Source organism: Alterinioella sp. (assembly GCF_058343375.1).
The window spans coordinates 1-22,060 of record NZ_JBTUJH010000013.1 but is presented as its reverse complement, the minus strand read 5'-3'; the positions used below and the strand labels follow the sequence as shown (position 1 = coordinate 22,060).

The 22,060-nt window shown below is 62.2% G+C and carries 20 protein-coding genes; 13 read left to right on the top strand and 7 right to left on the bottom strand.

Annotated elements, in window-relative coordinates; all coding sequences use genetic code 11:
- Nucleotides 1–32: 32 nt before the first annotated feature.
- The 3 genes from ACW8PS_RS02300 to ACW8PS_RS02290 all read right to left on the bottom strand — a co-directional run bounded on the left by ACW8PS_RS02300 (nt 33) and on the right by ACW8PS_RS02290 (nt 4,521).
- Nucleotides 33–2,393 carry a TRAP transporter large permease gene (locus ACW8PS_RS02300; protein WP_491525642.1) on the bottom strand — a complete coding sequence of 787 codons (2,361 nt, stop codon included), beginning with the start codon at nt 2,391–2,393 and terminating at the stop codon, nt 33–35.
- 25 nt (nt 2,394–2,418) lie between these two features.
- Entirely contained in the window at nt 2,419–3,318 is a 900-nt protein-coding gene (locus ACW8PS_RS02295) for a TRAP transporter small permease subunit (RefSeq protein WP_491525641.1), read from the bottom strand.
- Nucleotides 3,319–3,435: 117 nt separating this feature from the next.
- Nucleotides 3,436–4,521: a TRAP transporter substrate-binding protein gene (locus ACW8PS_RS02290; RefSeq protein ID WP_491525640.1), complete on the bottom strand. Its 1,086-nt coding sequence runs from the start codon at nt 4,519–4,521 to the stop codon at nt 3,436–3,438.
- A gap of 642 nt (nt 4,522–5,163) precedes the next feature.
- Here ACW8PS_RS02290 and ACW8PS_RS02285 point away from each other — a divergent pair.
- From ACW8PS_RS02285 to ACW8PS_RS02260, 6 genes are all read left to right on the top strand, one after another.
- Nucleotides 5,164–6,906, top strand: a complete 1,743-nt coding sequence (locus ACW8PS_RS02285) for an acetolactate synthase 3 large subunit (RefSeq protein ID WP_491525663.1) — start codon at nt 5,164–5,166, stop codon at nt 6,904–6,906.
- On the top strand, nt 6,903–7,121 hold the full coding sequence (locus tag ACW8PS_RS02280) for a hypothetical protein (protein WP_491525639.1): 219 nt from the start codon (nt 6,903–6,905) through the stop codon (nt 7,119–7,121). Before ACW8PS_RS02285 ends, ACW8PS_RS02280 begins: the two co-directional genes overlap by 4 nt.
- Nucleotides 7,122–7,215: 94 nt before the next feature.
- The gene (locus tag ACW8PS_RS02275; RefSeq protein ID WP_491525638.1) at nt 7,216–8,991 is read left to right on the top strand and encodes a tetratricopeptide repeat-containing sulfotransferase family protein; all 1,776 of its coding nucleotides are present in this window, start codon (nt 7,216–7,218) and stop codon (nt 8,989–8,991) included.
- A 66-nt stretch (nt 8,992–9,057) separates the two neighbouring features.
- A complete protein-coding gene (gene ilvN, locus ACW8PS_RS02270) occupies nt 9,058–9,633 on the top strand; it encodes an acetolactate synthase small subunit (protein ID WP_491525637.1) in 576 nt (191 codons plus the stop codon).
- Between the two features lie 410 nt (nt 9,634–10,043).
- The gene (locus ACW8PS_RS02265) at nt 10,044–11,207 is read left to right on the top strand and encodes an aromatic ring-hydroxylating oxygenase subunit alpha (RefSeq protein WP_491525636.1); all 1,164 of its coding nucleotides are present in this window, start codon (nt 10,044–10,046) and stop codon (nt 11,205–11,207) included.
- Nucleotides 11,197–11,418 carry a hypothetical protein gene (locus ACW8PS_RS02260; RefSeq protein ID WP_491525635.1) on the top strand — a complete coding sequence of 74 codons (222 nt, stop codon included), beginning with the start codon at nt 11,197–11,199 and terminating at the stop codon, nt 11,416–11,418. The genes ACW8PS_RS02265 and ACW8PS_RS02260 overlap by 11 nt, the downstream gene beginning before the upstream one ends.
- 36 nt (nt 11,419–11,454) lie before the next feature.
- Here the strand turns inward: ACW8PS_RS02260 and ACW8PS_RS02255 are convergent, their stop codons facing one another.
- A complete protein-coding gene (locus tag ACW8PS_RS02255; RefSeq protein ID WP_491525634.1) occupies nt 11,455–12,030 on the bottom strand; it encodes a lytic transglycosylase domain-containing protein in 576 nt (191 codons plus the stop codon).
- 171 nt (nt 12,031–12,201) lie between these two features.
- Here ACW8PS_RS02255 and ssb point away from each other — a divergent pair, with 171 nt between their 5' ends.
- The 4 genes from ssb to trpE all read left to right on the top strand — a co-directional run bounded on the left by ssb (nt 12,202) and on the right by trpE (nt 17,517).
- The gene (gene ssb / locus ACW8PS_RS02250; protein ID WP_491525633.1) at nt 12,202–12,705 is read left to right on the top strand and encodes a single-stranded DNA-binding protein; all 504 of its coding nucleotides are present in this window, start codon (nt 12,202–12,204) and stop codon (nt 12,703–12,705) included.
- 154 nt (nt 12,706–12,859) lie between these two features.
- The gene (locus ACW8PS_RS02245) at nt 12,860–14,047 is read left to right on the top strand and encodes an aminotransferase (RefSeq protein ID WP_491525632.1); all 1,188 of its coding nucleotides are present in this window, start codon (nt 12,860–12,862) and stop codon (nt 14,045–14,047) included.
- Nucleotides 14,048–14,142: 95 nt separating this feature from the next.
- A complete protein-coding gene (locus tag ACW8PS_RS02240; RefSeq protein WP_491525631.1) occupies nt 14,143–15,999 on the top strand; it encodes a peptidylprolyl isomerase in 1,857 nt (618 codons plus the stop codon).
- A gap of 6 nt (nt 16,000–16,005) precedes the next feature.
- Entirely contained in the window at nt 16,006–17,517 is a 1,512-nt protein-coding gene (gene trpE / locus ACW8PS_RS02235; RefSeq protein WP_491525630.1) for an anthranilate synthase component I, read from the top strand.
- Between the two features lie 81 nt (nt 17,518–17,598).
- Here trpE and ACW8PS_RS02230 read toward each other — a convergent pair whose 3' ends face one another.
- Nucleotides 17,599–18,483, bottom strand: a complete 885-nt coding sequence (locus ACW8PS_RS02230) for a LysR family transcriptional regulator (protein WP_491525629.1) — start codon at nt 18,481–18,483, stop codon at nt 17,599–17,601.
- 85 nt (nt 18,484–18,568) lie between these two features.
- On the opposite strand from ACW8PS_RS02230, the gene ACW8PS_RS02225 reads away from it, so the two are divergent.
- Both ACW8PS_RS02225 and ACW8PS_RS02220 read left to right on the top strand, forming a co-directional pair.
- Nucleotides 18,569–19,183, top strand: coding sequence for a class I SAM-dependent DNA methyltransferase (locus tag ACW8PS_RS02225; protein WP_491525628.1), 615 nt, complete (start codon nt 18,569–18,571; stop codon nt 19,181–19,183).
- A gap of 68 nt (nt 19,184–19,251) precedes the next feature.
- Nucleotides 19,252–19,659 carry a hypothetical protein gene (locus tag ACW8PS_RS02220; RefSeq protein WP_491525627.1) on the top strand — a complete coding sequence of 136 codons (408 nt, stop codon included), beginning with the start codon at nt 19,252–19,254 and terminating at the stop codon, nt 19,657–19,659.
- A gap of 72 nt (nt 19,660–19,731) precedes the next feature.
- Here the strand turns inward: ACW8PS_RS02220 and ACW8PS_RS02215 are convergent, their stop codons facing one another.
- Together ACW8PS_RS02215 and ACW8PS_RS02210 are read right to left on the bottom strand one after the other, a co-directional pair.
- Entirely contained in the window at nt 19,732–20,109 is a 378-nt protein-coding gene (locus ACW8PS_RS02215) for a DUF411 domain-containing protein (RefSeq protein WP_491525626.1), read from the bottom strand.
- A 336-nt stretch (nt 20,110–20,445) separates the two neighbouring features.
- Nucleotides 20,446–20,643, bottom strand: coding sequence for a hypothetical protein (locus ACW8PS_RS02210; protein ID WP_491525625.1), 198 nt, complete (start codon nt 20,641–20,643; stop codon nt 20,446–20,448).
- A 56-nt stretch (nt 20,644–20,699) separates the two neighbouring features.
- Between ACW8PS_RS02210 and purB the strand changes: the two genes are divergently transcribed.
- Nucleotides 20,700–22,007 (top strand): adenylosuccinate lyase, encoded by a 1,308-nt coding sequence (gene purB, locus ACW8PS_RS02205; protein ID WP_491525624.1) that lies wholly within the window; start codon nt 20,700–20,702, stop codon nt 22,005–22,007.
- Nucleotides 22,008–22,060: the final 53 nt, after the last annotated feature.

Genomic DNA, 22,060 nt, shown 5'->3' with positions numbered 1-22,060 from the left:
CCCGCTCAATTTGGTAAAAGCTGCCGGGTGCGTCAGTTGTTTGGCAACAGATCCGGCACGATCGTCACGATCTGCGGGAACAGCGCCAACAGCCCCAGCCCGATCACCTGGATCAGCACGAAGGGCACAACCCCGCGATAGATATGGCCGGTGGTCACACTGGCCGGGGCCACGCCGCGCAGATAGAACAGCGCAAAGCCAAAGGGCGGCGTCAGGAACGAGGTCTGCAGGTTGATGGCGATCATGATCGTCACCCATTTCGGGTCCAGCTGGCCGCCATAGATCACCGGGCCGACAATCGGGATGACGATATAGATGATCTCGAGAAAATCGAGAACAAAGCCCAGGATGAACAGGATCACCATGACCAGCAGGAAGACCTTCCATTCATCGTCAAAACTGCGCAGGAACTGCTGGATATATTCCTCTCCGCCAAACGAGATCACCACCAGGTTCAACAATTGCGACCCGATCAGGATGGTAAACACCATCGAGGTCACCTTGGCGGTCTCGCGCACCACCGGGGTCAGAACCCCGTTCCTGAACAGGATCCAACAGCCATAAAGCAGCCCGAAAAAGGCAAAGTGATAGGCCGCCTGCGCCACCAGATAGGCCAGCCAGTCTTCCAGAGGCACCACCGAGCGGGTGACCCGCAGATCGAAATTGATCCCCACAAGGATCATGATCACCAGCGCGAAACTGGCCATCAGGATGATCTTGGCGGATTGGTTTTCTTCCCTCAGCTTGCGGTAGGCGGCCAGCATGATGGCCCCCGCAGCCCCCAGTGCCGCGGCCGGCGTGGGGTTGGTGATACCGCCCAGGATCGAGCCCAGAACCGCAACGATCAGAACCAGCGGCGGAAACACCACGCGCAGCAGTTCATTCTGCGCCAGGCGCACCAGCGCCACCGAACAGCCATAGATCGTCATTGCAAAGGGCAGGGCCAGGATCAGGAACATGGCCCCGGCACCGGTCATCGGCCCGATGAACAGGATGTCAAAGATGAAGGCCAGCACCACGCCAAGCCCGCCAATCAGCAACGGGGCCGGTGCGCCAGAGGGCGAGACACCGCGCGCGGTGGTCAGGATCAGTGCCAGCAGCACGAACATGGTTGCCACACCGCTTCCGATCGGGGCGGTGGCGTCCAGGGCGTCGGCGCGGGCCTCGACCATTTCCTCGTCGCTGCGGGCGCGGCTTTCTTCGACACCGCCGGCGGCCTCGATGGCGGCCTGTTCGGCAACCGCCAGATCCCAGGCCTCCTGCCCGTGCTGGACAATCATCGCCGCCTGGCAGGTCTCGCTGACATTGGTGCGCAGCGATGCCGTCTGACCGGCATCGGAGTAAATGGAGACCGAGATGGTCTGACCACCGACCATCCCCATGCTGACGCCCAGGATCACTGCGCCCACCATCAGGACGGGGGCCGCCAGGAACCAGGTCAGGCCTTCGCGGCGGGTCACTGTCTCGCCGCCGATACGCCCTTCGACGACAACCGGAGGTGCCTTGGACGGGTTCAGCAGCGCAAAGCCGAACGCATAGGCCGCATATAGGAAGGCCAGGAATATCCCCGGCAGCAGCGCCGCCTGAAACAGCGTGCCAACCGACAGCACCGCGGGTTCGCCAAGAAAGGTCAGCGCATCGCGGCACCCGGCCAGTTGCGCCCGTGCTTCCTGTCCGGTGGCGTAAAGATCGCCGACCAGCGTGCCCAGCAGCACGATCACGATCGAGGGCGGAATGATCTGGCCCAGCGTGCCGCTGGCGGCAATCACGCCGGTGGCCAGCTCGGGGCTGTAATTGTTGCGCAACATGGTGGGCAGGGCCAGCAGGCCCATGGTCACCACCGTGGCCCCGACGATGCCGGTCGAGGCCGCCAGAAACGCACCGACCAGCACGATGGACACCGCCAGACCGCCCGGCAGCGGGCCAAAGACGCGCGCCATCGTGGTCAACAGGTCATTGGCGATTTTCGAGCGTTCCAGCGTGATGCCCATCATCACGAACATCAGCACCGCCAGCAATGTCTCGATCGACTGGCCCGCGATGACACGTTCATTCATCCGGTTGACGACAAAGGACAGGTTGCGATCCATCGCCAGTTCCCAGCCGCCGGGAAACAGCGCCTGGTCGATGGTCGGCAGATCCGGGTATCGGAACGCCGATATGCTTTCGCGGATCACGCCTTCCGACAGCAGCGCCGCATATTGCGCCGACCCGGTGTCGATCGCCTGGTGAATAAGCAGGCCGGCATTGTCCAGCGCGGCAATGATCCCGAACGAGATGATCCCCGCCCCGCCAATTGCAAACGCCACCGGAAATCCGGTCATGATCCCGCCAAACAGGCACAGGAAGACCACGATCAGGCCGATCTCGACGCCATCAAGTCCAAAAATCATCTCAGTTCCCGTCCCGTCCTGTCAGTCAATGGATCTCGGCGGCCAGTTCGGCCTCCGGATCACCCAGCTTGTCTTTATCCAGATATTTGCCAACGCTCTCTTCGCCTTCCAGCCACTCCAGATACGAGCGCCAGAAAAAGGCGATGGCCTGAAGGAAAACCAGCACCGTGTAGGCGACGATCAGAACCTTGAACAGAAAGTAGGCGTTGAACCCGTTTGGCGAAAAGCCGATGGTCTCGACATTCCAGCGCAGCACCCGGGCCTGCATCAGCATCCGGTCCAGCTCGCTCGAGGCGGACGGGTTCGGCACCACCAGATGGCGCCACATGAAAAACCAGGCATACATATAGGTCAGCACGACAACAGGCAGCATGAAGATCATGCATCCGACCATATCGATCACCCGTTTGGTGCTATGGCGCACCGCCGAATAGACCAGGTCGACGCGCACATGCCCGCCCTGCACAAAAGTATAGGACACGCACAGGGCCACGACTATGGCATTATAGAGCTTCAGCTCCTCGCCATACCAGCTCAGATCCTGGGTAAAGGCCACGCCCGCCGGCCCGATCGAGATCTCGGCGACGCGAAAGATGCGCTGCAAGAAGACGATCATCACCTGTTGCAGAACCATGATCAGGCCCGCCCAGGCGGCAAAACGGCCGACGCCATTGGCAAGGCCTTCCAGAATGCGCACGCCCCACCACAAGATGTCACGCCGCCAGATTGCACCCAATGCGGTGATCACCAGAAAGGTGGTAAAGACCACGAAGAAGAACTCGACCGATCCACCATAATAGATGAAGCGGATCAGCGCTTCGGGGTTTTCCCAGGCCAGCCAGTCGCCCGGATTGGCCAGCGCAAGCACCAGATTGTAAGGGGCCAGCGCAAGATTTTGCAGCACCCACAGGATGAAATCAATCATGGAAGTGATCCCCAGGCCAGGCTTGTCAGGTCAGGACGCATCATTGGCCGTCTGAATGCGTGACATGTCGCCCGACCCCAAGGGGCCGGGCGACACGCAATTGTATCGGTCGCCCGATTACATTGCGTTGACGCGGTTGCGCTGGCGCATGTATTCGGCGTCGCCGATTTCGAACCAGCTGGCAGATTCCTCCAACGAGGCAAAGTAGCTGTCGGCGATCGCCGCATAGATCGGATCGCTCATGTTTTCGGCGCGAACCTCTGCGGCGGCGGTGCCGAAGGCATCCCAGACATCATCCGGGAATTCGCGGACCTGAACACCCTGCGATTGCAGACGGGCAAGCGCGGCCCCGTTCTCGGCCAGCGACAAGGCCAGGTTGGTGCTGTAGGTGGCGCGGGCTGCGGCATCGACAATCTGCTTCTGCGAATCGGTGAAGGATTCGTAGACTTCAAGATTGAACGACAGCGTCAGCGCCGAGCCCGGCTCGTGGAAGCCAGAGGTGTAGTAGATGTTGGTCACTTCCTGGAAGCCCATCCGCTCATCGGCGTAAGGACCGATCCATTCCGCACCATCGATCTGGCCAGAGGCAAGCGCCTGGTAGATCTCACCGCCGGGAATGTTCTGCACCGAGGCACCCAGACGCCCCAGAACCTGACCACCCTGACCGGGCATCCGGAACCGCAGGCCCTGCAGATCATCGGCCGAGTTGATCTCGGTGTTGAACCAGCCACCCGGCTGCATCGCGGTCGATCCGGCAATGAAGGATTTCAGATTGAACAGGCTGGCCAGTTCATTGTGATGCTCGTGACCACCGCGATGGTAATACCAGTTCGCCATTTCCTGACCCGTCATGCCGAACGGCACCGAGGTGAAGAAGGCAAAGCCGGGATGCTGGTTCAGGAAGTAGTAATCGGCCGAGTGATACATGTCGGCCTGACCCGAAGACACGGCATCGAACACTTCAAACGCACCGACCAGGCTGCCGGCCGGGTGTTTGTTGATGGTGATCTGACCGTCGGTCATCTCGGTGATGTAGTTGGCGACCTGCTGTCCGGCATCATCGAAGATGGCAAACCCGTCCGGAACGGACGTGACCATGCTCAACGTGCGGTTGCCCTGTGCATAGACCGGTGCGGCCAAAGTCGTGGTGGCGGCAGCGGCACCGCCAATTGCAGACGTTCTGAGAAAAGAACGGCGATCCATATGGTATCCTCCCCATCGGATATTTCACGGCCATTGTGGCCATGCTCATTATAGGTTTTCGTGCGGGCAGGTTAGCGAAGCACCGCGCCTGCACAAACCCCAAATTGAACCGAATCAGCAGAAAATTGTAAAAATATCTTACCAATTTGACGCCGGGTCACGTATTTACTCCTGATTTTTGCACATATATTTATAGATTTACTAAATTATGTGCAATTTCGCACGACTCGCAACTTGCGCCGCCCTATCCTGCGAATCTTTATCCCCGCTCCGCGCAGCTGCCCGCCCGAATTCAACATATTGCGCCAACTTCTGACTGATCCTGACTCTGTGCTGCAAAAAACGATATGATTATTGCGCCAATCCGCCCATTGCCGACATTTTCCATAACAGAATTCGAATTTCTCACCCCTTTCGCGGTTGACGAGGCCAAACCCCCCTCATAATGTCTGCGCACTCGCATGAAGGAACCTCGGAAATGTCCGGTATTCTCGTAATTGTAGAAAAGGCGCGCATGGGTCGGTGACGGCAACCATATCGGACCACCATGCGCCCCCGTCATTCCGTCGGGGGCTTTTTTATGCGACAGAGTTGAAAACCCGAATAGGACACGAGGCTGAAGGAGCATGAGCCATGACTGAGATGACCGGTGCCAGGATGGTGGTCGAAGCCCTGAAGGATCAGGGTGTCGATACTGTATTCGGCTATCCCGGCGGGGCGGTGCTTCCGATCTATGACGAGATCTTCCAGCAAAACGAGATCCGCCATATTCTGGTGCGCCACGAACAGGGCGCGGTGCATGCCGCCGAAGGCTATGCCCGCTCCACCGGCAGGCCCGGCGTCGTTCTGGTCACCTCCGGCCCCGGGGCCACCAATGCGGTCACCGGCCTGACCGATGCGCTGATGGATTCGATCCCGATCATCGTGCTGACCGGCCAGGTGCCCACCTTCATGATCGGCTCGGACGCCTTTCAGGAGGCCGATACCGTCGGCATCACCCGGCCCTGCACCAAGATGAACTGGCTGGTCAAGGAAACCAACGCGCTTTCCACCACCATCCACGAGGCCTTCCACATCGCCACCGCCGGGCGCCCCGGCCCGGTTCTGGTCGATATTCCCAAGGATGTGCAGTTTGCCACCGGCCAATACAGCCCCAAACCCAAGGTCAGCCCGTCGCATTATCACCCCCGCGTCAAGGGCGACACCGCCACCATCACCGCCCTGGTCGAAGCGCTCGAATCCGCCGAACGCCCGCTGTTTTATACCGGCGGCGGCGTGATCAATTCCGGCCCCGCCGCCAGTCAGCTCCTGCGCGAACTGGTCGATGCCACCGGCTTTCCGATCACCTCCACCCTGATGGGGCTGGGGGCCTATGCCGCGCAGGGCAAGAACTGGCTCGGCATGTTGGGGATGCATGGGCTCTATGAGGCCAATCTGGCAATGCATGGATGCGATCTGATGATCTGCGTCGGGGCCCGTTTTGACGACCGCATCACCGGGCGCATCGCCGATTTCAGCCCCGGCAGCCGCAAGGGCCATATCGACATCGACCCGTCATCGATCAACAAGGTGATCCATGCCGATTTCCCCATTGTCGGCGATGTCGGCCATGTGCTGGAGGATCTGCTGCGGATCTGGAAGGCGCGCGGGCGCAAGACCAATGCCGGGGCGGTGCAGAAATGGTGGGATCAGATCGCGGAATGGAAAAAGACCCGCTGCCTCGACTACCAGAACTCCGAGACCACGATCAAACCGCAATACGCGCTTGAACGGCTGGAGGCGCTGACCAAAGACCATGATCGCTATATCTGCACCGAAGTCGGCCAGCATCAGATGTGGGCGGCGCAGTATCTCGGCTTCAACGATCCGGGCCGCTTTATGACATCGGGCGGCCTGGGCACCATGGGCTACGGCTTTCCGGCCTCGATCGGGGTCCAGATCGCGCATCCCGATGCGCTGGTGATCAATGTCGCGGGCGAAGCCTCATGGCTGATGAACATGCAGGAAATGGGCACCGCCGCGCAATATCGCCTGCCGGTGAAACAGTTCATCCTCAACAATGAACGCCTCGGCATGGTGCGCCAATGGCAGGAATTGCTGCATGGCGAACGCTATTCGCATTCCTGGTCCGAAAGCCTGCCCGATTTTGTCAAACTGGCCGAGGCCTTCGGGGCCAAGGGCATTCTGTGCACGAACCCCGCCGATCTGGATGACGCGATCATGGAGATGCTGAACCATGATGGCCCGGTGATCTTCGACTGCCTGGTCGAAAAGCACGAAAACTGCTATCCGATGATCCCCTCGGGCAAGGCCCATAATGAAATGCTGATGGGTGATGCCGAAACCCAGGGCGTGATCGGCGATGCGGGTGGGGTGCTGGTATGAGCCGCCATGACAAAAGGGAGGCTGAAAAATCACTGAACCCGAAGCTCTTAACCGGGCTTGAGCGTCAAACCGGCGATGCACCCTGTTGCGAGAACGTCCAGAACAACCGGCTGGCGCGCCATCGGGAAGCTCTGTCGTTCAGGTCGACCACGGGGCCGGGTTTCGATGCGGACATATGGTTCGATGATGTATTGAAGCAAAACCGGCGCAATTGATTTTCTGGAATTTGCCAACGCGACACAGATCCGCAGGGCAGGTGCCCGCACCCCCAACCCCGCCCCAACCCCGCCAGATCCAAGGCCCCCGCACATGCAAGCCGACCGCCAGACCGCACCTGCCACCTCCACGCTGATCCTGGCATCGGCGCAGGGGATGATCCTTGGCGGCCAGATGGCAGAGGCCAGCCTCGCCCTCAGAAAACATCTCTACCGCAATTCGCGGGACGCCGACGCGCGAAAGCTGCTCGCCTCGCTCGGCCGGGCCGCGCATCCCGCGCCCGCCCTCGGCCCCGCCGATCAAACCGCCCGCCAGACCATCCTCGCCGCCTTCCAGGCGCAGAACTGGCCGCTCATCCTGGCCCAGGCCCCGGCGCTGCTGAAACGCCAGCCGCTGCTGTCCGACATCGCCAATGCGCTGGGCAATGCGCTGGCCGCACAGGGCCGCAACAATGAGGCCACGCGGGTGTTTGACCACGCCATCCGCACCGATCCCGCCAGCCCCGATGCCTATCTCAGCCTGTCCTCGCTGTTGCGCAATCAGGGCCAGCCCACTGAAGCGCTCGCCGCCGCAAAGGCCGCATATGATGTAACCCCCGACAGCGCCGCCGCGCAGACCGCGCTCGGCCTGGCCCATCTCAGCCTCGATGCGACCGGTCCGGCCGAAACCCACCTGCGCCGCGCCACCGAACTGGCCCCGCGCGCCGCGCCCGCCTGGGAGGCGCTGGCCAAGATGCTGGAACGGCTGGGCCGGCTCGATGATCTGGATGCCGCCCTGACCCGGGCCGAGGCGCATCTGCCCGATCACCCCACCATCCTGCTGCATCGCACCATCTGTCTGGGTCGCCGCAACCAGCACCAACACGCCCTTGAAACGGCTGCGAAAATCGACACGCTGCCGCCCCGCGACGCCGCCGCCCTGCACGCCACCCGGGGCCGCGCCCTGCATGCGCTCGGCCAATACGGGCCCGCCTTCGACGCCTTCACCGCAATGAACGCGGCTGCCGATCATTTCTCCGGTCGCGGCGATATCTCGGGGCCGCGCTATCTGGCCCGCGTCAGCGCTCATCTGGCCGCCACCCCGGCGCTGATTGCCTCTGATTACGCCACAGATACGCCGCAGCCGGTGTTTCTGGTCGGCTTCCCGCGCTCGGGCACGACGCTGCTGGAAACCATCTTGATGACACATCCCGATGTCGCCCTGATCGAGGAACACCCGCTGGTCAATATCCTGACCGAGGGCCTGCGCCCGGATCATCTGGCCGCCGATCTGGCCGCGCTCAACGCCGCCGCCGCCCAGACCCGCGCCACCGCCTATCTGGCCGCCTTCGAGACCCGGCTCGGCCAGAAGCTCAAGGGCCGTATCCCGTTCGACAAACTGCCCCTCAACCTGGTCGAGGCGGCCGCCATAAACCGCTGTTTCCCGGGTGCGAAATTCGTCTTCTCGCTGCGCCACCCCTGCGATGTCATCCTCAGTTGCTTCATGCAGAACTTCACCCCCAATGACGCGATGGAAAACTTCCGCAGCCTCGATGCCGCAGCCATCCTCTATGACCGGGTGATGACCCTCTGGCAGGCCAGCGCCGCGCGGCTCGAACTCGACATCGTCACCATCCGCTACGAGGATCTGATCAGAGATCTGCGCGCCGCCATCACCCCGATCCTCGCACATACCGGCCTGACCTGGCGCGATGACATGACCCGGTTTCACCAGAGCACGAAACCGGTGATCCGCACCGCCAGCTACGCCCAGGTCACCCAGCCGCTCTATAGCAGCGCCGCCGGGCGCTGGCACCATTACCAGCCCCAGCTTGCCCCGGTAATGGGCCGGCTGGCCCCCTGGATCACCCGTTTCGGCTATGACGCCTGACAGAAATCGCGTATCGCCAAGCCGCGCGCGCAAGGTTAAAGACACGCAAGGAAAGGACCCCCTCACATGTCCCCGCTCAACATCGAACAAGGTGCCTCCAGCCATTCCGCCTATGATCTGCGCAGCCATCTGTCAGATGTGATCGAAAGCCATACGCTGGCCATATTGGTCACCAATGAGGCCGGCGTGCTGGCCCGTGTCATCGGCCTGTTTTCCGGGCGCGGCTACAATATCGACAGCCTGACCGTGGCCGAGGTCGATCTTGCCGGCCACCGCTCGCGCATCACCATCGTGACCAGCGGAACGCCCGCCGTGATCCATCAGATCAAGATGCAGCTGGAACGTATGGTGCCGGTCCACGAGGTCTCGGACCTGACCGTGGAAGGGCCCCATGTCAGCCGCGAACTGGCACTGATCAAGGTGGTGGGCAAGGGCGAGGCCCGGGTCGAGGCGCTGCGCATCGCCGAAATCTTCCGCGCCAATGTGGTCGACAGCACGTTGGAAAGCTTCATGTTCGAGATGACCGGCACGCCGGAAAAAATCGACGCCTTCACCGATCTGATGCGCCCTTTGGGCACGGTCCGCATGGCCCGCACCGGTGTCGCCGCCATGGCGCGCGGTCTCGGGCCCAGATCGGAATGAAATAATTCCGGTGCCATCCTCTGGCACCCGCTTCCTTGATGACAGGGCCAATGGCCGGACGGCCCCCCGGGCGCGCGCGCACGCATTCGCACGGCCAAAAATCTTCCCGAAGATTTTTGTGCCCCGGACCGCTCCCCGGCGGCGCGCGTGGGCATTTGCGCGGCCAAAAATCTTCCCGAAGATTTTGTGCCCCGGACCGGCCGACCCGCGCCCGCACCGGTGACATTTTCGCGCGGCTGAATCGCCAAAAAATGACACTCGCGTCATTTTTAAGTGACACGAGTGTCACTTTCTTCCCGACACCTGTGTCAATTCCCGTCATCTCAGCGTCGTGAACGGACAGGACGCGCCACGCCCGCGCCCCTAGACTGATCCCGAATACCGATGCCTGGACATTACGGGAGGGGGCCATGCCCAAGGATCAGCAGAGCGACATTCTGGACACCGTCACCGCCCCGATCGAAACCGCGCGCGGGTTGCCCAATGCCCATTACACCGACCCCGAAACCATTGCCCAGGAGAATGAGGCCGTGCTGGCGCGAAGCTGGGCCGCCCTGGCCGTCGGGGCCGATGTGCCAGAGCCAAGTGATTGCAAACCCATCGAATTTCTGGGCCAGCCCCTGCTGTTGCTGCGCGACGGCGATGGCACGATAAGGGTGTTTGAGAACATCTGCCGACATCGCGGCATGATCCTGGTCGATGCCCCGCGCAAGATCGAAGGTGCCATCCGTTGCCCCTATCACAGCTGGTGCTATGCCAAGGATGGCCGGCTTGTCTCCACCCCGCATATCGGCGGTCCGGGTCTGAACAGCCATCCGCAAATGGACCGCGCCACGCTTGGCCTGATCGAGCTTCGCAGCCATATCTGGCGCGACGTCATTTTCGTCAATCTCTCGGGCGATGCCGCACCGTTTGAAGACATCCATGCAGACCTTCTAACCCGTTGGAAGGAAATGGAAAAACCACTATTCCATGGCGGGGATGACAGCCGTTTCACGCTGGATTTGCAGACCAACTGGAAGCTCGCGGTGGAAAATTTCTGCGAAAGCTATCACCTTCCCTGGATCCATCCCGGCCTGAACAGCTATTCCCGGCTGGAGGACCATTATCACATTGAAAGCCCGGGGAATTTCTCGGGTCAGGGCACCTATCTCTACCGCCAGCTCAAGGGCGATGACGGGCAGGTTTTTCCCGATTTCGACGGGCTTTCCGATTTCTGGGATCAGGGCGGCGAATATATCGCGGTCTATCCCAATCTGCTGCTCGGCGCGCAGCGCGACCATGGTTTTGCCATCGTGCTGGAACCTGTGGCGCATGACAAAACCCGCGAACATGTGCATATTTACTATGCAAAACCCGATATTGACGCCGATATGCGGCAGAAAAATGCGGCGCAGTGGCGCGAGGTGTTTCTGGAGGATGTCCTTGTCGTCGAAGGCATGCAAAAGGGCCGCGCCGCGCCGGGGTTTGACGGCGGCAGATTCTCGCCCGCGATGGACGGCCCGACGCATATGTTTCACGCCTGGGTGGCGGAAAAAGTCGCCGCATTCAGGGCGCAAAAGGATGCGCTCTGAGCTCGATGCGCGGCTGCTGGCGGCCCATGAAACCGGGGACCGCGCAGCGCTGATCGCGCTTTATCTCGAAGCCTCCGAGACCAGTGATGGCGCGGTTGCGCAGCGATTTTATCTAACCCACGCCTATGTTTACGCGCTGGAGGCGGGATCAGATCAGGCCCCCGCCCTGCGCGCCAGGCTGGTCAAACTGGGGGCGGAAACGCCGGAATGATTCAGGCCTGGTGAGGTGGGGTGGTGCCCGGCCCGATCAGGCCCCCAGAATGGCGCGCACATAGGCTTGGGTCTCATCAAAAGGCGGCACGCCATCATAGGCGATCACCGCCTCGGGACCGGCATTATAGGCCGCAAGCGCCAGCCGCCAATTGCCGAACCGCCGGAACTGCTGCGCCAGATAGCGCGCGCCACCTTCGAGATTTTGCAGACTGTCGGCCGGATCGACACCCAACAAAACGGCGGTGTCGGGCATCAACTGCGCCAGCCCGATGGCCCCGGCGCTCGACAAGGCCTGCGGGTTCCAGCCGCTTTCCTGCGTCACCAGCCTGAGGAACAGATCTTCGGGGATGGCGTGGCGGCGCGCCGCGGCGCGGGCCACGTCCAGCCAGGGACCGTCATAGCCGCCGCTATAGCGTGGAATTACGGTCTGTTCCGAAATGTCATACCCCGGTTGCAGACGGGCTGAGAACTCATATTGCGTGGCCGCGCGTTGATCGAGCAATTGCAGCTGATCGTTGAACCGGTTCAACCGCTCCGCGCTGACGCCCTGCGCCGCACCCGGGACCGCAAGGCCGACAAGGATAAAGGAAATTGCGCCCAATCGTGTCATATCAATCCGCCCCATGTCGCAATGCCGAACAATATAGGGAAAATGCCCGACATTTCCAGCTTTGCCGACATTCCGCAGATTTTCCCGCGCCATTTGGCTTTTCTTAACCAAGGCGGGATGATCTAACAGCGGTGTTCCAAAATCGAGAATCGAAAAGTCAGGGGAAAACGTATGGCAGGGTCGGTCAACAAGGTCATTCTGGTCGGAAATCTGGGCCGCGACCCCGAGGTGCGGTCGTTTCAGAACGGCGGCAAGGTCTGCAATCTGCGCATTGCCACCAGCGAAACGTGGAAAGACAAGAATACCGGCGAGCGCCGCGAAAAGACCGAATGGCATTCGGTGGCAATCTTTCAGGAAGGTCTGGTCCGCGTTGCCGAGCAATATCTGCGCAAGGGCAGCAAGGTCTATATCGAGGGCAAGTTGCAGACCCGCAAATGGCAAGATCAATCGGGTGCCGACCGCTACAGCACGGAAGTGGTGTTGCAAGGCATTGGCGGCACGCTGGTGATGCTGGACGGGCGCGGCGAAGGCGGCGGCGGTGGCTATGGCGGCGGTGGTCAGGGCGATGACCGGGGCAGCTATGGCGGCGACCAGGGCGGCGGCAATCCGGGCAGCGACCAGCAGCGCGGCGGCTTCGGCGGTGGCAGCGACGTGGATGATGAAATTCCGTTCTGAACTGCAGTCAAACGGAGGCCGCATGCGCGGCCGCTCGATACTTTGAGTGGCGCATGTGGCGGCGGGTTCATGTCGTTTGCGCCAAGGCGCGTGTTTCGAGGTGGCGCTGCCTCCGGCGGGGATATTTGAAGCGCAAAGAAGACAGGGGGCGGTCATGCGCCAGGTGAATCCAAGGCTTGCCGACACCATCGCACCCCCGGTGATGCAGGCGCGACGCTGGCTTGAGGGGGTGACATTTGCCGCCGAGCGGCCCTTGCTGAATCTCAGCCAGGCCGCGCCGGTTGATCCGCCCCCCGAAGGCCTGCGCCGCGCCATGGCGGATGCGCTGATGACCCGAGATGACAGCCATCTTTATGGCCCTGTCCTGGGGCTGGAGGCTTTGCGCGCCGAGCTTGCCGCGCAGTGGAGCGCCAATTACGGCGGGTGCGTCAGCCCCGATCAGGTGGCGATCACCGCAGGCTGCAATCAGGCCTTTTGCGCCGTGGTGGCGACATTGGCCCAGGCCGGCGATGCGGTGATCTTGCCGGTGCCATGGTATTTCAACCACAAGATGTGGCTCGACATGAACGGGATCGAGACGCAAGTGCTGAGCACGGGCGAGGATCTGATCCCGGACGCTGAGGCCGCCGAGGCGCTGATCACCAAGCGCACCCGTGCCATCGTGCTGGTTACGCCCAATAATCCGGGCGGGGTGGAATATCCGGCCGCGACCATGGATGCGTTTCGCGATCTGGCACGGCGGCGCGGCATCGCGTTGATCGTCGATGAGACCTATCGCGATTTTCATGGGGCTGAAGGCGCGCCGCATGGTCTGATTGCCGATCCCGATTGGGATGATACCGTCATCACGCTGTATTCCTTTTCCAAATCCTTCCGGCTGACCGGGCATCGCGTGGGGGCGATTCTGTCTTCGCCCGCGCGGTTGGCGCAGGTTGAGAAATTCCTCGATTGCATCGCCATCTGCCCGAGCCAGGTGGGCCAGATCGGCGCGCTTTGGGGGATGCGCCACCTGCGCGATTGGCTGGCCGGGGAACGGCTGGAGATCTTGCGCAGGCGCGCCGCGATGCAGGCGGCGTTTCAACGCCTGCCCGATTGGCAATTGTTGGGCTGCGGGGCCTATTTCGGCTATGTCCGGCACCCTTTTGCAGAGCGTTCGGATGTCGTGGCGCGGCGTCTGGTGGTCGATGCCGGGCTTCTGGTCCTGCCCGGAACGATGTTCGGCCCGCTGCGCAATGAGGGTGGGCAGGGACAGGCCGAAACCACGCTGCGGCTGGCCTTTGCCAATGCCGATACCGATGGTCTGGCCGAATTGGGCGACCGGCTGGCGGATCTTGGCGTATAGGGCACTTGCCCCCCCCGGCCCAAGCCCCTAAACCTGCGGCTCGTAAACTGCGACCCAAGGCCTGACCAGGGCCTGAAATCAGGGAGAGTGCCGGCATGGCGAGACGCGCGCGAAAAAAAGCCTCGAACATTATTGTCTGGATCATTCTGGGCCTGTTGATGGTGGGGCTTGCGGGCTTTGGTATCGGCGGGTTCGGCTCTACCGCGGTCGAGATCGGATCGGTCGGCAATGCCTCGATCACGGCCCAGGCCTATGCCCGCGCGCTGCAGGCGGAATTGCGGGCGCAGCAGGCCCAGGGCGGGCCGTTTACCACCGTCAGCGCGATGCGCGCCGCCGGGCTGGATCGGGCGGTTCTGGATGGTTTGGTCGCCCGCGCGGCGCTGACCCATGAGGCCGAGGCGATGGGCGTATCTGTGGGCGACGCAGAGGTCGCGCGCCAGATCCGCAGCACCACCGGGTTTCTGGGCGCGGATGGCAATTTTGACCGGGTCGGATATGAGGTGGCGCTGCAACAGGCGGGCTTTACCGCCGCCCAGTTCGAGGAAACCGTGCGCGAGGATATCTCGCGGTCGCTGTTGCAGACCGGCATCATTGGCGGCTTGGCGATGCCCGATGCCTTTACCGAGATCATGGTGGCCTATCAGACCGAGACCCGCAGTTTCACCCTGGCCCGCGTGACCGAGAGCGATCTGGACGCGGGGCCGATCGTGCCGGAGGAAGGCGAACTGGCCACGTTTTACGAACAGAATGGGGCGCTGTTCGAGCGTCCCGAAATACGCGAAATCACCTATGCCTGGATCACGCCCGAAATGATCCTGGATGTGGTCGAGGTCAGCGAAGATGCCCTGCGCGCGCTCTATTCGGAGCGGATCGACCAATATGTGCAGCCCGAGCGGCGGCTGCTGGAACGGCTGGTATTCCCCTCTGCCGAAGAGGCCGAGGCCGCCCGCGCGGCACTGGATGCCGGTGAGACCGATTTTGATACGCTGGTTCTGGATCGTGGCCTGCGGCTGGAAGATGTCGATATGGGCGAGACCGATGCGTTTGGCCTGTCGCAAGCTGCCGCCGACGTCATCTTTGCCGATACCGAAAGCGAGATTCTGGGCCCGTTGGAAAGCCGCTTTGGCCCGGCGCTCTACCGGATCAATGCGGTGCTCGATCCCACCAATGTCAGTTTCGAGGACGCGCTGCCCGATCTGCGCGACGAGCTGGCCGAAGGGGCCGCGCGGCGTGCCATTGATGCGATGATCGAGGATATGGACGACCTTCTGGCCGGTGGGGCCTCGTTGGAGGAGCTGGCGGCGGAAACCGACATGGTTCTGGGCACCATCACCTGGACCGAAGGCGATGATACCGGCATTGCGGGCTATGACAATTTTGGGGACGCTGCTGCTGCTGCCGCCGAAGATGATTTCCCCGAATTGCTGGACCTGTCCGATGGCGGCCAGTTTGCGCTGCGTCTGGACCAGATCACGCCGCCCACGGTGCCGCCGCTGGACGAGATCACCGATGAGGTGACCGCCGCCTGGCGCGAAACGCAAATCCGCGAACGGCTGGCCGATCGGGCGCGGGAGCTGATCGGGGAACTGGCGATGACCGGATCGCTGGAGGATCTGGGGCTTGATCTGCAAAGCGAAGAATTGATCCGGCGCAGTGATTTCATCCCCGGCGCACCGCCGACGCTGGTGGCGCAGATGTTCCAGTTGGACAATATCGGCGATATGGTGGTCATCCCGTCGGCACGCGCGGCCTGGATTGCGCGGCTCGATAGCATCAACCCCGGCATCCGTGGCACGCCCGAAATCGCCGCACTGACAGGTGTGTTCGCGGCCCAGGGCGCGCAGGCCATATCGCAGGATCTGTTCGAGGCTTACGGCCAGGCGCTGGAGGCCGAGATCGGCATCAACCTGGATGCCGGCGTGATCAACGCGGTCCATGCGCAGTTTCCCTGAGGCGGCATGGCTCTGATCCCGACATTTGACGCCTTTGAGGCTGGCTGGAACGCCGGGGCCAATCAATTGGTCTATACTAGGCTGGCCGCCGATCTGGACACGCCGGTTTCGGTGATGATGAAGCTGACGGATGCCGGGCGCGACAGTTTCATTCTGGAATCGGTGACCGGCGGCGAAGTGCGCGGGCGCTATTCGATCATCGGCATGAAGCCCGATCTGATCTGGGAATGTCGTGGCCAGACCAGCCGGTTGAACCGCGATGCCCGGTTTGACCGGGAGACGTTCAAGCCCTGTGACGCCGCGCCGCTGGCCACCATCCGGGCGCTGCTGTCAGAGTCCGCCATCGACATGCCCGAAGACCTGCCCGCCGCCGCCGCCGGGCTGTTTGGCTATCTTGGCTATGACATGATCCGACTGGTCGAGGATCTGCCCGATGTGAACCCCGACCCGCTTGGCCTGCCCGATGCGGTGCTGATGCGGCCCTCGGTGATTGCGGTTCTGGACGGGGTCAAGGGTGAGGTGACGGTGGTGTCTCCGGCCTGGATTTCTTCGGGCCTGTCGGCGCGCGCGGCCTATGCGCAGGCGGCTGAGCGGGTGATGGATGCGGTGCGCGATCTGGACCGGCAACCGGCCAGCGCCAGCCGCGAAATGGGGCAAGCGCAGGCCGTGGCCGAGCCGGTCTCGAATTTCGCCAAGCCCGATTATCTGGCCGCGGTTGAGACCGCCCGCGATTATATCCGCGCCGGCGACATCTTTCAGGTCGTCCCCTCGCAACGCTGGCGGCAGGAATTTCGCGAACCGCCCTTCGCACTCTACCGCGCGCTGCGGCGCACCAACCCCTCGCCCTTCATGTTCTTCTTCAATTTCGGCGGTTTTCAGATCGTCGGGGCATCCCCCGAGATTCTGGTGCGGGTGTTTGGTGGCGAGGTCACGATCCGGCCCATCGCAGGCACCCGGCCGCGCGGGGCCACGCCCGAGGAAGACCGCGCGCTGGAGCTGGAGCTGCTGGCCGACAAGAAGGAGCTGGCCGAGCATCTGATGTTGCTTGATCTGGGGCGCAATGATGCCGGCCGGGTGTCAAAGATCGGCACCGTGCGCCCGACCGAAGAGTTCATCATCGAGCGCTACAGCCACGTCATGCATATCGTCTCGAATGTGGTCGGTGAGCTGTCCGACGATCACGACGCGCTGTCGGCGCTTCTGGCGGGCTTGCCTGCCGGCACCGTTTCGGGCGCGCCCAAAGTGCGCGCGATGCAGATCATTGATGAGCTGGAGCCTGAAAAACGTGGCGTCTATGGCGGCGGCGTGGGCTATTTCAGCGCCGGTGGCGATATGGATATGTGCATCGCGCTGCGCACGGCGGTGGTGCAGGATGGGATGCTTTATATTCAGGCCGGTGGCGGCATTGTCTATGACAGCGACCCGGAGGCGGAGTTTCAGGAGACCCTGAACAAATCCCGCGCCATCAAGAAGGCGGCAGAGGAAGCGAGCCTGTTTTCAACCCGGGGAAATGGCTGAGAGCGGGGGTTTCGCTGCCCTGCGGGCAGCGACCGGCCGGGCGTAGCCCGGCACAGGGTTGGATTGCACCCCAACCCCCATCTATTTCAACGCATCGGCCAGCAGATCATAGACCAGACGAATGCGGGCGCTGCTGTGCAATTCGCGATGCGTGACCAGCCAGATCGGCACCGGGATCGGGGTAAACTCGGGCAATATCCGGGCGACGCCTTCGGTGCGATCGGCAATATCCTCGGACATCACGCCAATGGCGAGGCCCTGTTTGACCATCTCCCACCCGACCATGGTGTTCTCGCAATAGAGGCGGAAATTGCGCGGCCTGAGGTTCAGACCATGGGCGGCAAGAAAATCGATCATGCGCGGCGAATGATCGATGCCGACAAAAAGCGCGTCCTGGGCATCGGCCAGTGACGCGGGCAGGCCGTGGCGGCGGATATAGCCGGGGGCGGCATAAAGATGGGCATGGGCAGTGCGGATCAGCCGCGCAATCAGATCCGGTTCGGTCGGGCGGACATGACGGATGGCAATATCGGCCTCGCGCCGCCTGAGATCGCTCAGCGCATTGGACACCACGATCTCGACCTCCACCGCCGGCGCGACCTGGGCCAGACGCGCCAATATCGGCGGCAGGATATAGGTGGCATAGCCATCGCTGACCGACAGGCGGACCCGGCCCGCGATGGTCTGGCTCTGACCGGTCGCGCTCAGCGATATGCGATTGGCAGCGTCCCCCATGGCGCGGACATGGTCCAGCAGCTCCAGCCCCGGCCCGGTCAGCACCAGGGTTTTGCCAATCCGTTCAAACAGCGTCAGGCCAAGCGCGCCCTCAAGCCCTGCAACCTGACGGCCAAGGGTCGGCTGGGTCAGGCCAAGCGCCCGGGCCGCCGCCGAAAGCGAGCCTTCCTCGACCGTGGCCAGAAAGGCCCGGACCTGATTCCAGTCAAAAGAAACGCTGCGCCAATCCATGCATATTTGCATATCATGACTACTATTTTATGCAATTCCCATAGAACGGGGATGGCCCTATATGCAGGGTCAAAGGAGATACCACATGAACAGCGCCGCATTTTGGGACAAGGTCGCGCCGCGCTATGCCGCCCGGGAGATCCGCAACACCGAGGCCTATGCCCACACGCTGACGCGCACCCAAAGCCACCTGAACGCGGCCGATCACATGCTGGAACTGGGCTGCGGCACCGGGGCCACGGCATTGCAGCATGCCGGCCATGTGGCACGCATCACCGCCACCGATATTTCCCCCGCCATGATCGAGATCGCCCGCGCCAAGCCGCAACCGCAGGACAATATCACCTTTCTTGTCGCCGCGCCTGGCGAGGCCCGGATGCCCGAGGGCCCGTTTGATGTGGTGACCGGGTTCAACCTGCTGCATCTTCTGCCCGATCCCGGTGCCGATATCCGCACCATTGCCGGGCTGGTCCGGCCGGGCGGGCTGTTCATCTCGAAAACGCCCTGTCTGACCGGGCGCTACAGCCTGTTGAAACCGGTAATCGCGGCGATGCGGCTGATGGGCAAGGCCCCCAGGATGCATTTTCTGTCGCCTGAAAGGCTGGAACAGGCCATCACCCGGGCCGGTTTCGAGATTATCGAGACCGGAGATTTCCCGAAATCGCCGCCAAGTCACTTTATCGTGGCGCGCCGGGTCTGAACGCCTTTGACAGCCCCCCCCCCGGTTCCTAGATTGGCCCCGAACCAGGGCGATCGCGGGGGCCGGGAATGTCAGACTTGCCAGAGTATTATTTCCGCATCCGCGAAAACGGGGCGGCGGTGTTCCGGGTCGATACCGAAAACCGCCAGCGCCGCATCGAGATGACCGAACTGGCCGTGATCAATGTCAGGAACGGCAATGTGCGGGCGCATGGCGATCATGTTCTGAGCGATGAGGAAAAGACCGTCATCGCCGAGTGGATCAGCGAGCGCCGCGCGGTGCTGGCGGAACGTGATCTCGATGACATCCACCGCGCCGTCGATTACCTGAACCTGACCACGCATTGGGCGCAAAGCCGGGCCGAGGATGACGCGCTGGAGGAGGTCACCGACCGGCTGCTGCTGGCAATGCATGACCTGCGTTCGGTGCTGGTGCGCAAAAAGGCCGATCGGCTGATGAAGGGGCAAAAGGGCTGATTTCCGCAGATAGCAGGCCCTGACCTGCTGTCTATCGACACAATCACCCCATCCGCAGATTCCGATTTAGGGTCAGTTGCCGGGATAAGAGGCATAGACGACGGAACTGCCATCCAGATTGACCAATGTCACGTCAAAGGCCTGACGTTGGTCATTATATTCCATCCCGGGCGATCCAAGCGGCATGCCTGGCGTGGCAATGCCGATGGCGGGCGGCAGTTCCTCCAGCAATTGCCTCACTTCAGTGGCCGGGACATGCCCTTCCACGGTGTAGCCGGATATGCTGGCGGTGTGGCAGGCCCAAAGATCCTCCGGTATCCCGGAGGCTTCCTTGGCGGCGTAAAGCTCATCACCCGTAACGTTCTGAACGTTCACGATGAACCCGGCTTCGCGCATCGCCGCGACCCAGCCACCACAACAGCCACACGAGGCCTGCTTTAGCACATCCATAACCGGTGCCGTTCCCTGCGCGTTCGCATGGGTTGCGGCCCCGAGAAGCATTGCTGCCGTTAGAATGAATCTCTTCATTTTCTCTCCAGTTTTCTATTCCTGCGCGCCAATGGCCACGCCTTGCAGCCGCATTTTTACAAGCTCTAGCAACTTTAGGTTCAACTGCTGAATTGATCAGAGGCCGAAATGTCGCGGATCAGCTGCATTCAGGTGGCGAAACAGGCATCATGGCGCATCGCCGCAGGGTCGGCGCATTGGCACCAGCAACCGAAAGAGCGCGGCGGTCCTCGATCCGGCGCGTGATCTGCCAGCGCCCGGTGAAATCCTCCAGCCCGATCACTCGACGACCGGCCTGCCGGAAAATTCATCGCCCGCCGGCCCGACAAAGCCCCGCCCGCCGGTGCCATCGCCATCAAGGTCATGGCAGGCCCGGACAGCCGATGGCGGCGATGGGCTGCAATCTTGCCCGCCCGCGACCCGCGCTGGTCCCATCGCCTGCGCCAACACTGCGACATCCCCCTGACTTGTGGTCATCCCTGCCCCACCGTAAGAGGGCGCAACCCGTGTCACAAGAACAAGGTCTGCCGCCCATGATCCCCCGTTATTCCCGCCCCGAGATGGTCACTATCTGGTCGCCCGAGACCAAGTTCCGCATCTGGTTCGAGATCGAGGCGCATGCCTGCGACGCGCAGGCCGATCTGGGCGTGATCCCGCGCGAAAACGCCGAGGCCGTGTGGAAGGCCCGGGATGTTCAGTTCGACGTGGCCCGCATTGACGAGATCGAGGCCGTCACCAAACATGACGTGATCGCCTTCCTGACCCATCTGGCCGAACATGTCGGGGCCGATGCGGCCCGGTTCGTGCATCAGGGCATGACCTCCTCGGACGTGTTGGACACCTGTTTCAACGTGCAACTGGTGCGCGCGGCCGATATTCTGATCACGGATCTGCAAGGCCTTCTGACGGCCCTCAAGACCCGCGCCTTTGAACATAAGAACACGATCCGCATCGGGCGGTCCCACGGCATCCATGCCGAACCCACCACCATGGGGCTGACCTTCGCGCGGTTCTATGCCGAGATGGACCGCAACCTTGCCCGTATGCGCATCGCGCGCGCCGAGATCGCCACCGGGGCCATTTCGGGGGCCGTCGGCACCTTCGCCAATATCGACCCGGCAGTCGAGGCACATGTCTGCGCCAAGCTTGGGCTGATGCCCGAACCGATCAGCACGCAAGTCATCCCGCGCGACCGCCACGCCGCGTTTTTCGCCACGCTTGGCGTGATCGGATCCAGCATCGAGAACATCTCGACCGAGATCCGCCACATGCAGCGCACCGAGGTGCTGGAGGCGGAGGAGTTCTTCTCCAAGGGGCAGAAAGGGTCGTCTGCGATGCCGCATAAGCGCAACCCGATCCTGACCGAGAACCTGACCGGGCTGGCGCGTCTGGTGCGTATGGCCGTGGTGCCGGCGCTGGAGAATGTGACGCTTTGGCACGAGCGCGACATCAGCCATTCCTCGGTCGAGCGCAATATCGGCCCCGACACCACGATCACGCTGGATTTTGCCCTGTCGCGCCTGACCGGCGTGATCGACAAACTGGTGATCTACCCCGACAACATGCTGGCAAACATGAATAAATTCCGTGGGTTGGTAATGAGCCAGCGGGTGCTTCTGGCCCTGACCCAGGCCGGTGTCAGCCGTGAAGATGCCTATAAGCTGGTGCAAAGGAACGCCATGCGGGTCTGGGATGAAGGCGCGGATTTCAAGGCCGAGCTGCTGGCCGATACGGATGTGCTGGCCGCACTTTCGGCAGACGAAATCGAGGAAAAATTCGACCTCGGCTATCACACCAAACATGTCGACACGATCTTTGCGCGGGTGTTTGGCGAGGGTTGATCCCATTGGTTTCGCCGCGCTTCGCGCGTCGACCGGGCGCATATCCGCTATGG

Excerpts from the sequence above, each read along its gene's own strand:
- ACW8PS_RS02300 (WP_491525642.1), bottom strand. The coding sequence starts at position 2,393 with ATGATTTTTGGACTTGATGGCGTCGAGATCGGCCTGATCGTGGTCTTC.
- ACW8PS_RS02295 (WP_491525641.1), bottom strand. The coding sequence starts at position 3,318 with ATGATTGATTTCATCCTGTGGGTGCTGCAAAATCTTGCGCTGGCCCCT.
- ACW8PS_RS02290 (WP_491525640.1), bottom strand. The coding sequence starts at position 4,521 with ATGGATCGCCGTTCTTTTCTCAGAACGTCTGCAATTGGCGGTGCCGCT.
- ACW8PS_RS02285 (WP_491525663.1), top strand. The coding sequence starts at position 5,164 with ATGACCGGTGCCAGGATGGTGGTCGAAGCCCTGAAGGATCAGGGTGTC.
- ACW8PS_RS02280 (WP_491525639.1), top strand. The coding sequence starts at position 6,903 with ATGAGCCGCCATGACAAAAGGGAGGCTGAAAAATCACTGAACCCGAAG.
- ACW8PS_RS02275 (WP_491525638.1), top strand. The coding sequence starts at position 7,216 with ATGCAAGCCGACCGCCAGACCGCACCTGCCACCTCCACGCTGATCCTG.
- ilvN (WP_491525637.1), top strand. The coding sequence starts at position 9,058 with ATGTCCCCGCTCAACATCGAACAAGGTGCCTCCAGCCATTCCGCCTAT.
- ACW8PS_RS02265 (WP_491525636.1), top strand. The coding sequence starts at position 10,044 with ATGCCCAAGGATCAGCAGAGCGACATTCTGGACACCGTCACCGCCCCG.
- ACW8PS_RS02260 (WP_491525635.1), top strand. The coding sequence starts at position 11,197 with ATGCGCTCTGAGCTCGATGCGCGGCTGCTGGCGGCCCATGAAACCGGG.
- ACW8PS_RS02255 (WP_491525634.1), bottom strand. The coding sequence starts at position 12,030 with ATGACACGATTGGGCGCAATTTCCTTTATCCTTGTCGGCCTTGCGGTC.
- ssb (WP_491525633.1), top strand. The coding sequence starts at position 12,202 with ATGGCAGGGTCGGTCAACAAGGTCATTCTGGTCGGAAATCTGGGCCGC.
- ACW8PS_RS02245 (WP_491525632.1), top strand. The coding sequence starts at position 12,860 with ATGCGCCAGGTGAATCCAAGGCTTGCCGACACCATCGCACCCCCGGTG.
- ACW8PS_RS02240 (WP_491525631.1), top strand. The coding sequence starts at position 14,143 with ATGGCGAGACGCGCGCGAAAAAAAGCCTCGAACATTATTGTCTGGATC.
- trpE (WP_491525630.1), top strand. The coding sequence starts at position 16,006 with ATGGCTCTGATCCCGACATTTGACGCCTTTGAGGCTGGCTGGAACGCC.
- ACW8PS_RS02230 (WP_491525629.1), bottom strand. The coding sequence starts at position 18,483 with ATGGATTGGCGCAGCGTTTCTTTTGACTGGAATCAGGTCCGGGCCTTT.
- ACW8PS_RS02225 (WP_491525628.1), top strand. The coding sequence starts at position 18,569 with ATGAACAGCGCCGCATTTTGGGACAAGGTCGCGCCGCGCTATGCCGCC.
- ACW8PS_RS02220 (WP_491525627.1), top strand. The coding sequence starts at position 19,252 with ATGTCAGACTTGCCAGAGTATTATTTCCGCATCCGCGAAAACGGGGCG.
- ACW8PS_RS02215 (WP_491525626.1), bottom strand. The coding sequence starts at position 20,109 with ATGGATGTGCTAAAGCAGGCCTCGTGTGGCTGTTGTGGTGGCTGGGTC.
- ACW8PS_RS02210 (WP_491525625.1), bottom strand. The coding sequence starts at position 20,643 with ATGACCACAAGTCAGGGGGATGTCGCAGTGTTGGCGCAGGCGATGGGA.
- purB (WP_491525624.1), top strand. The coding sequence starts at position 20,700 with ATGATCCCCCGTTATTCCCGCCCCGAGATGGTCACTATCTGGTCGCCC.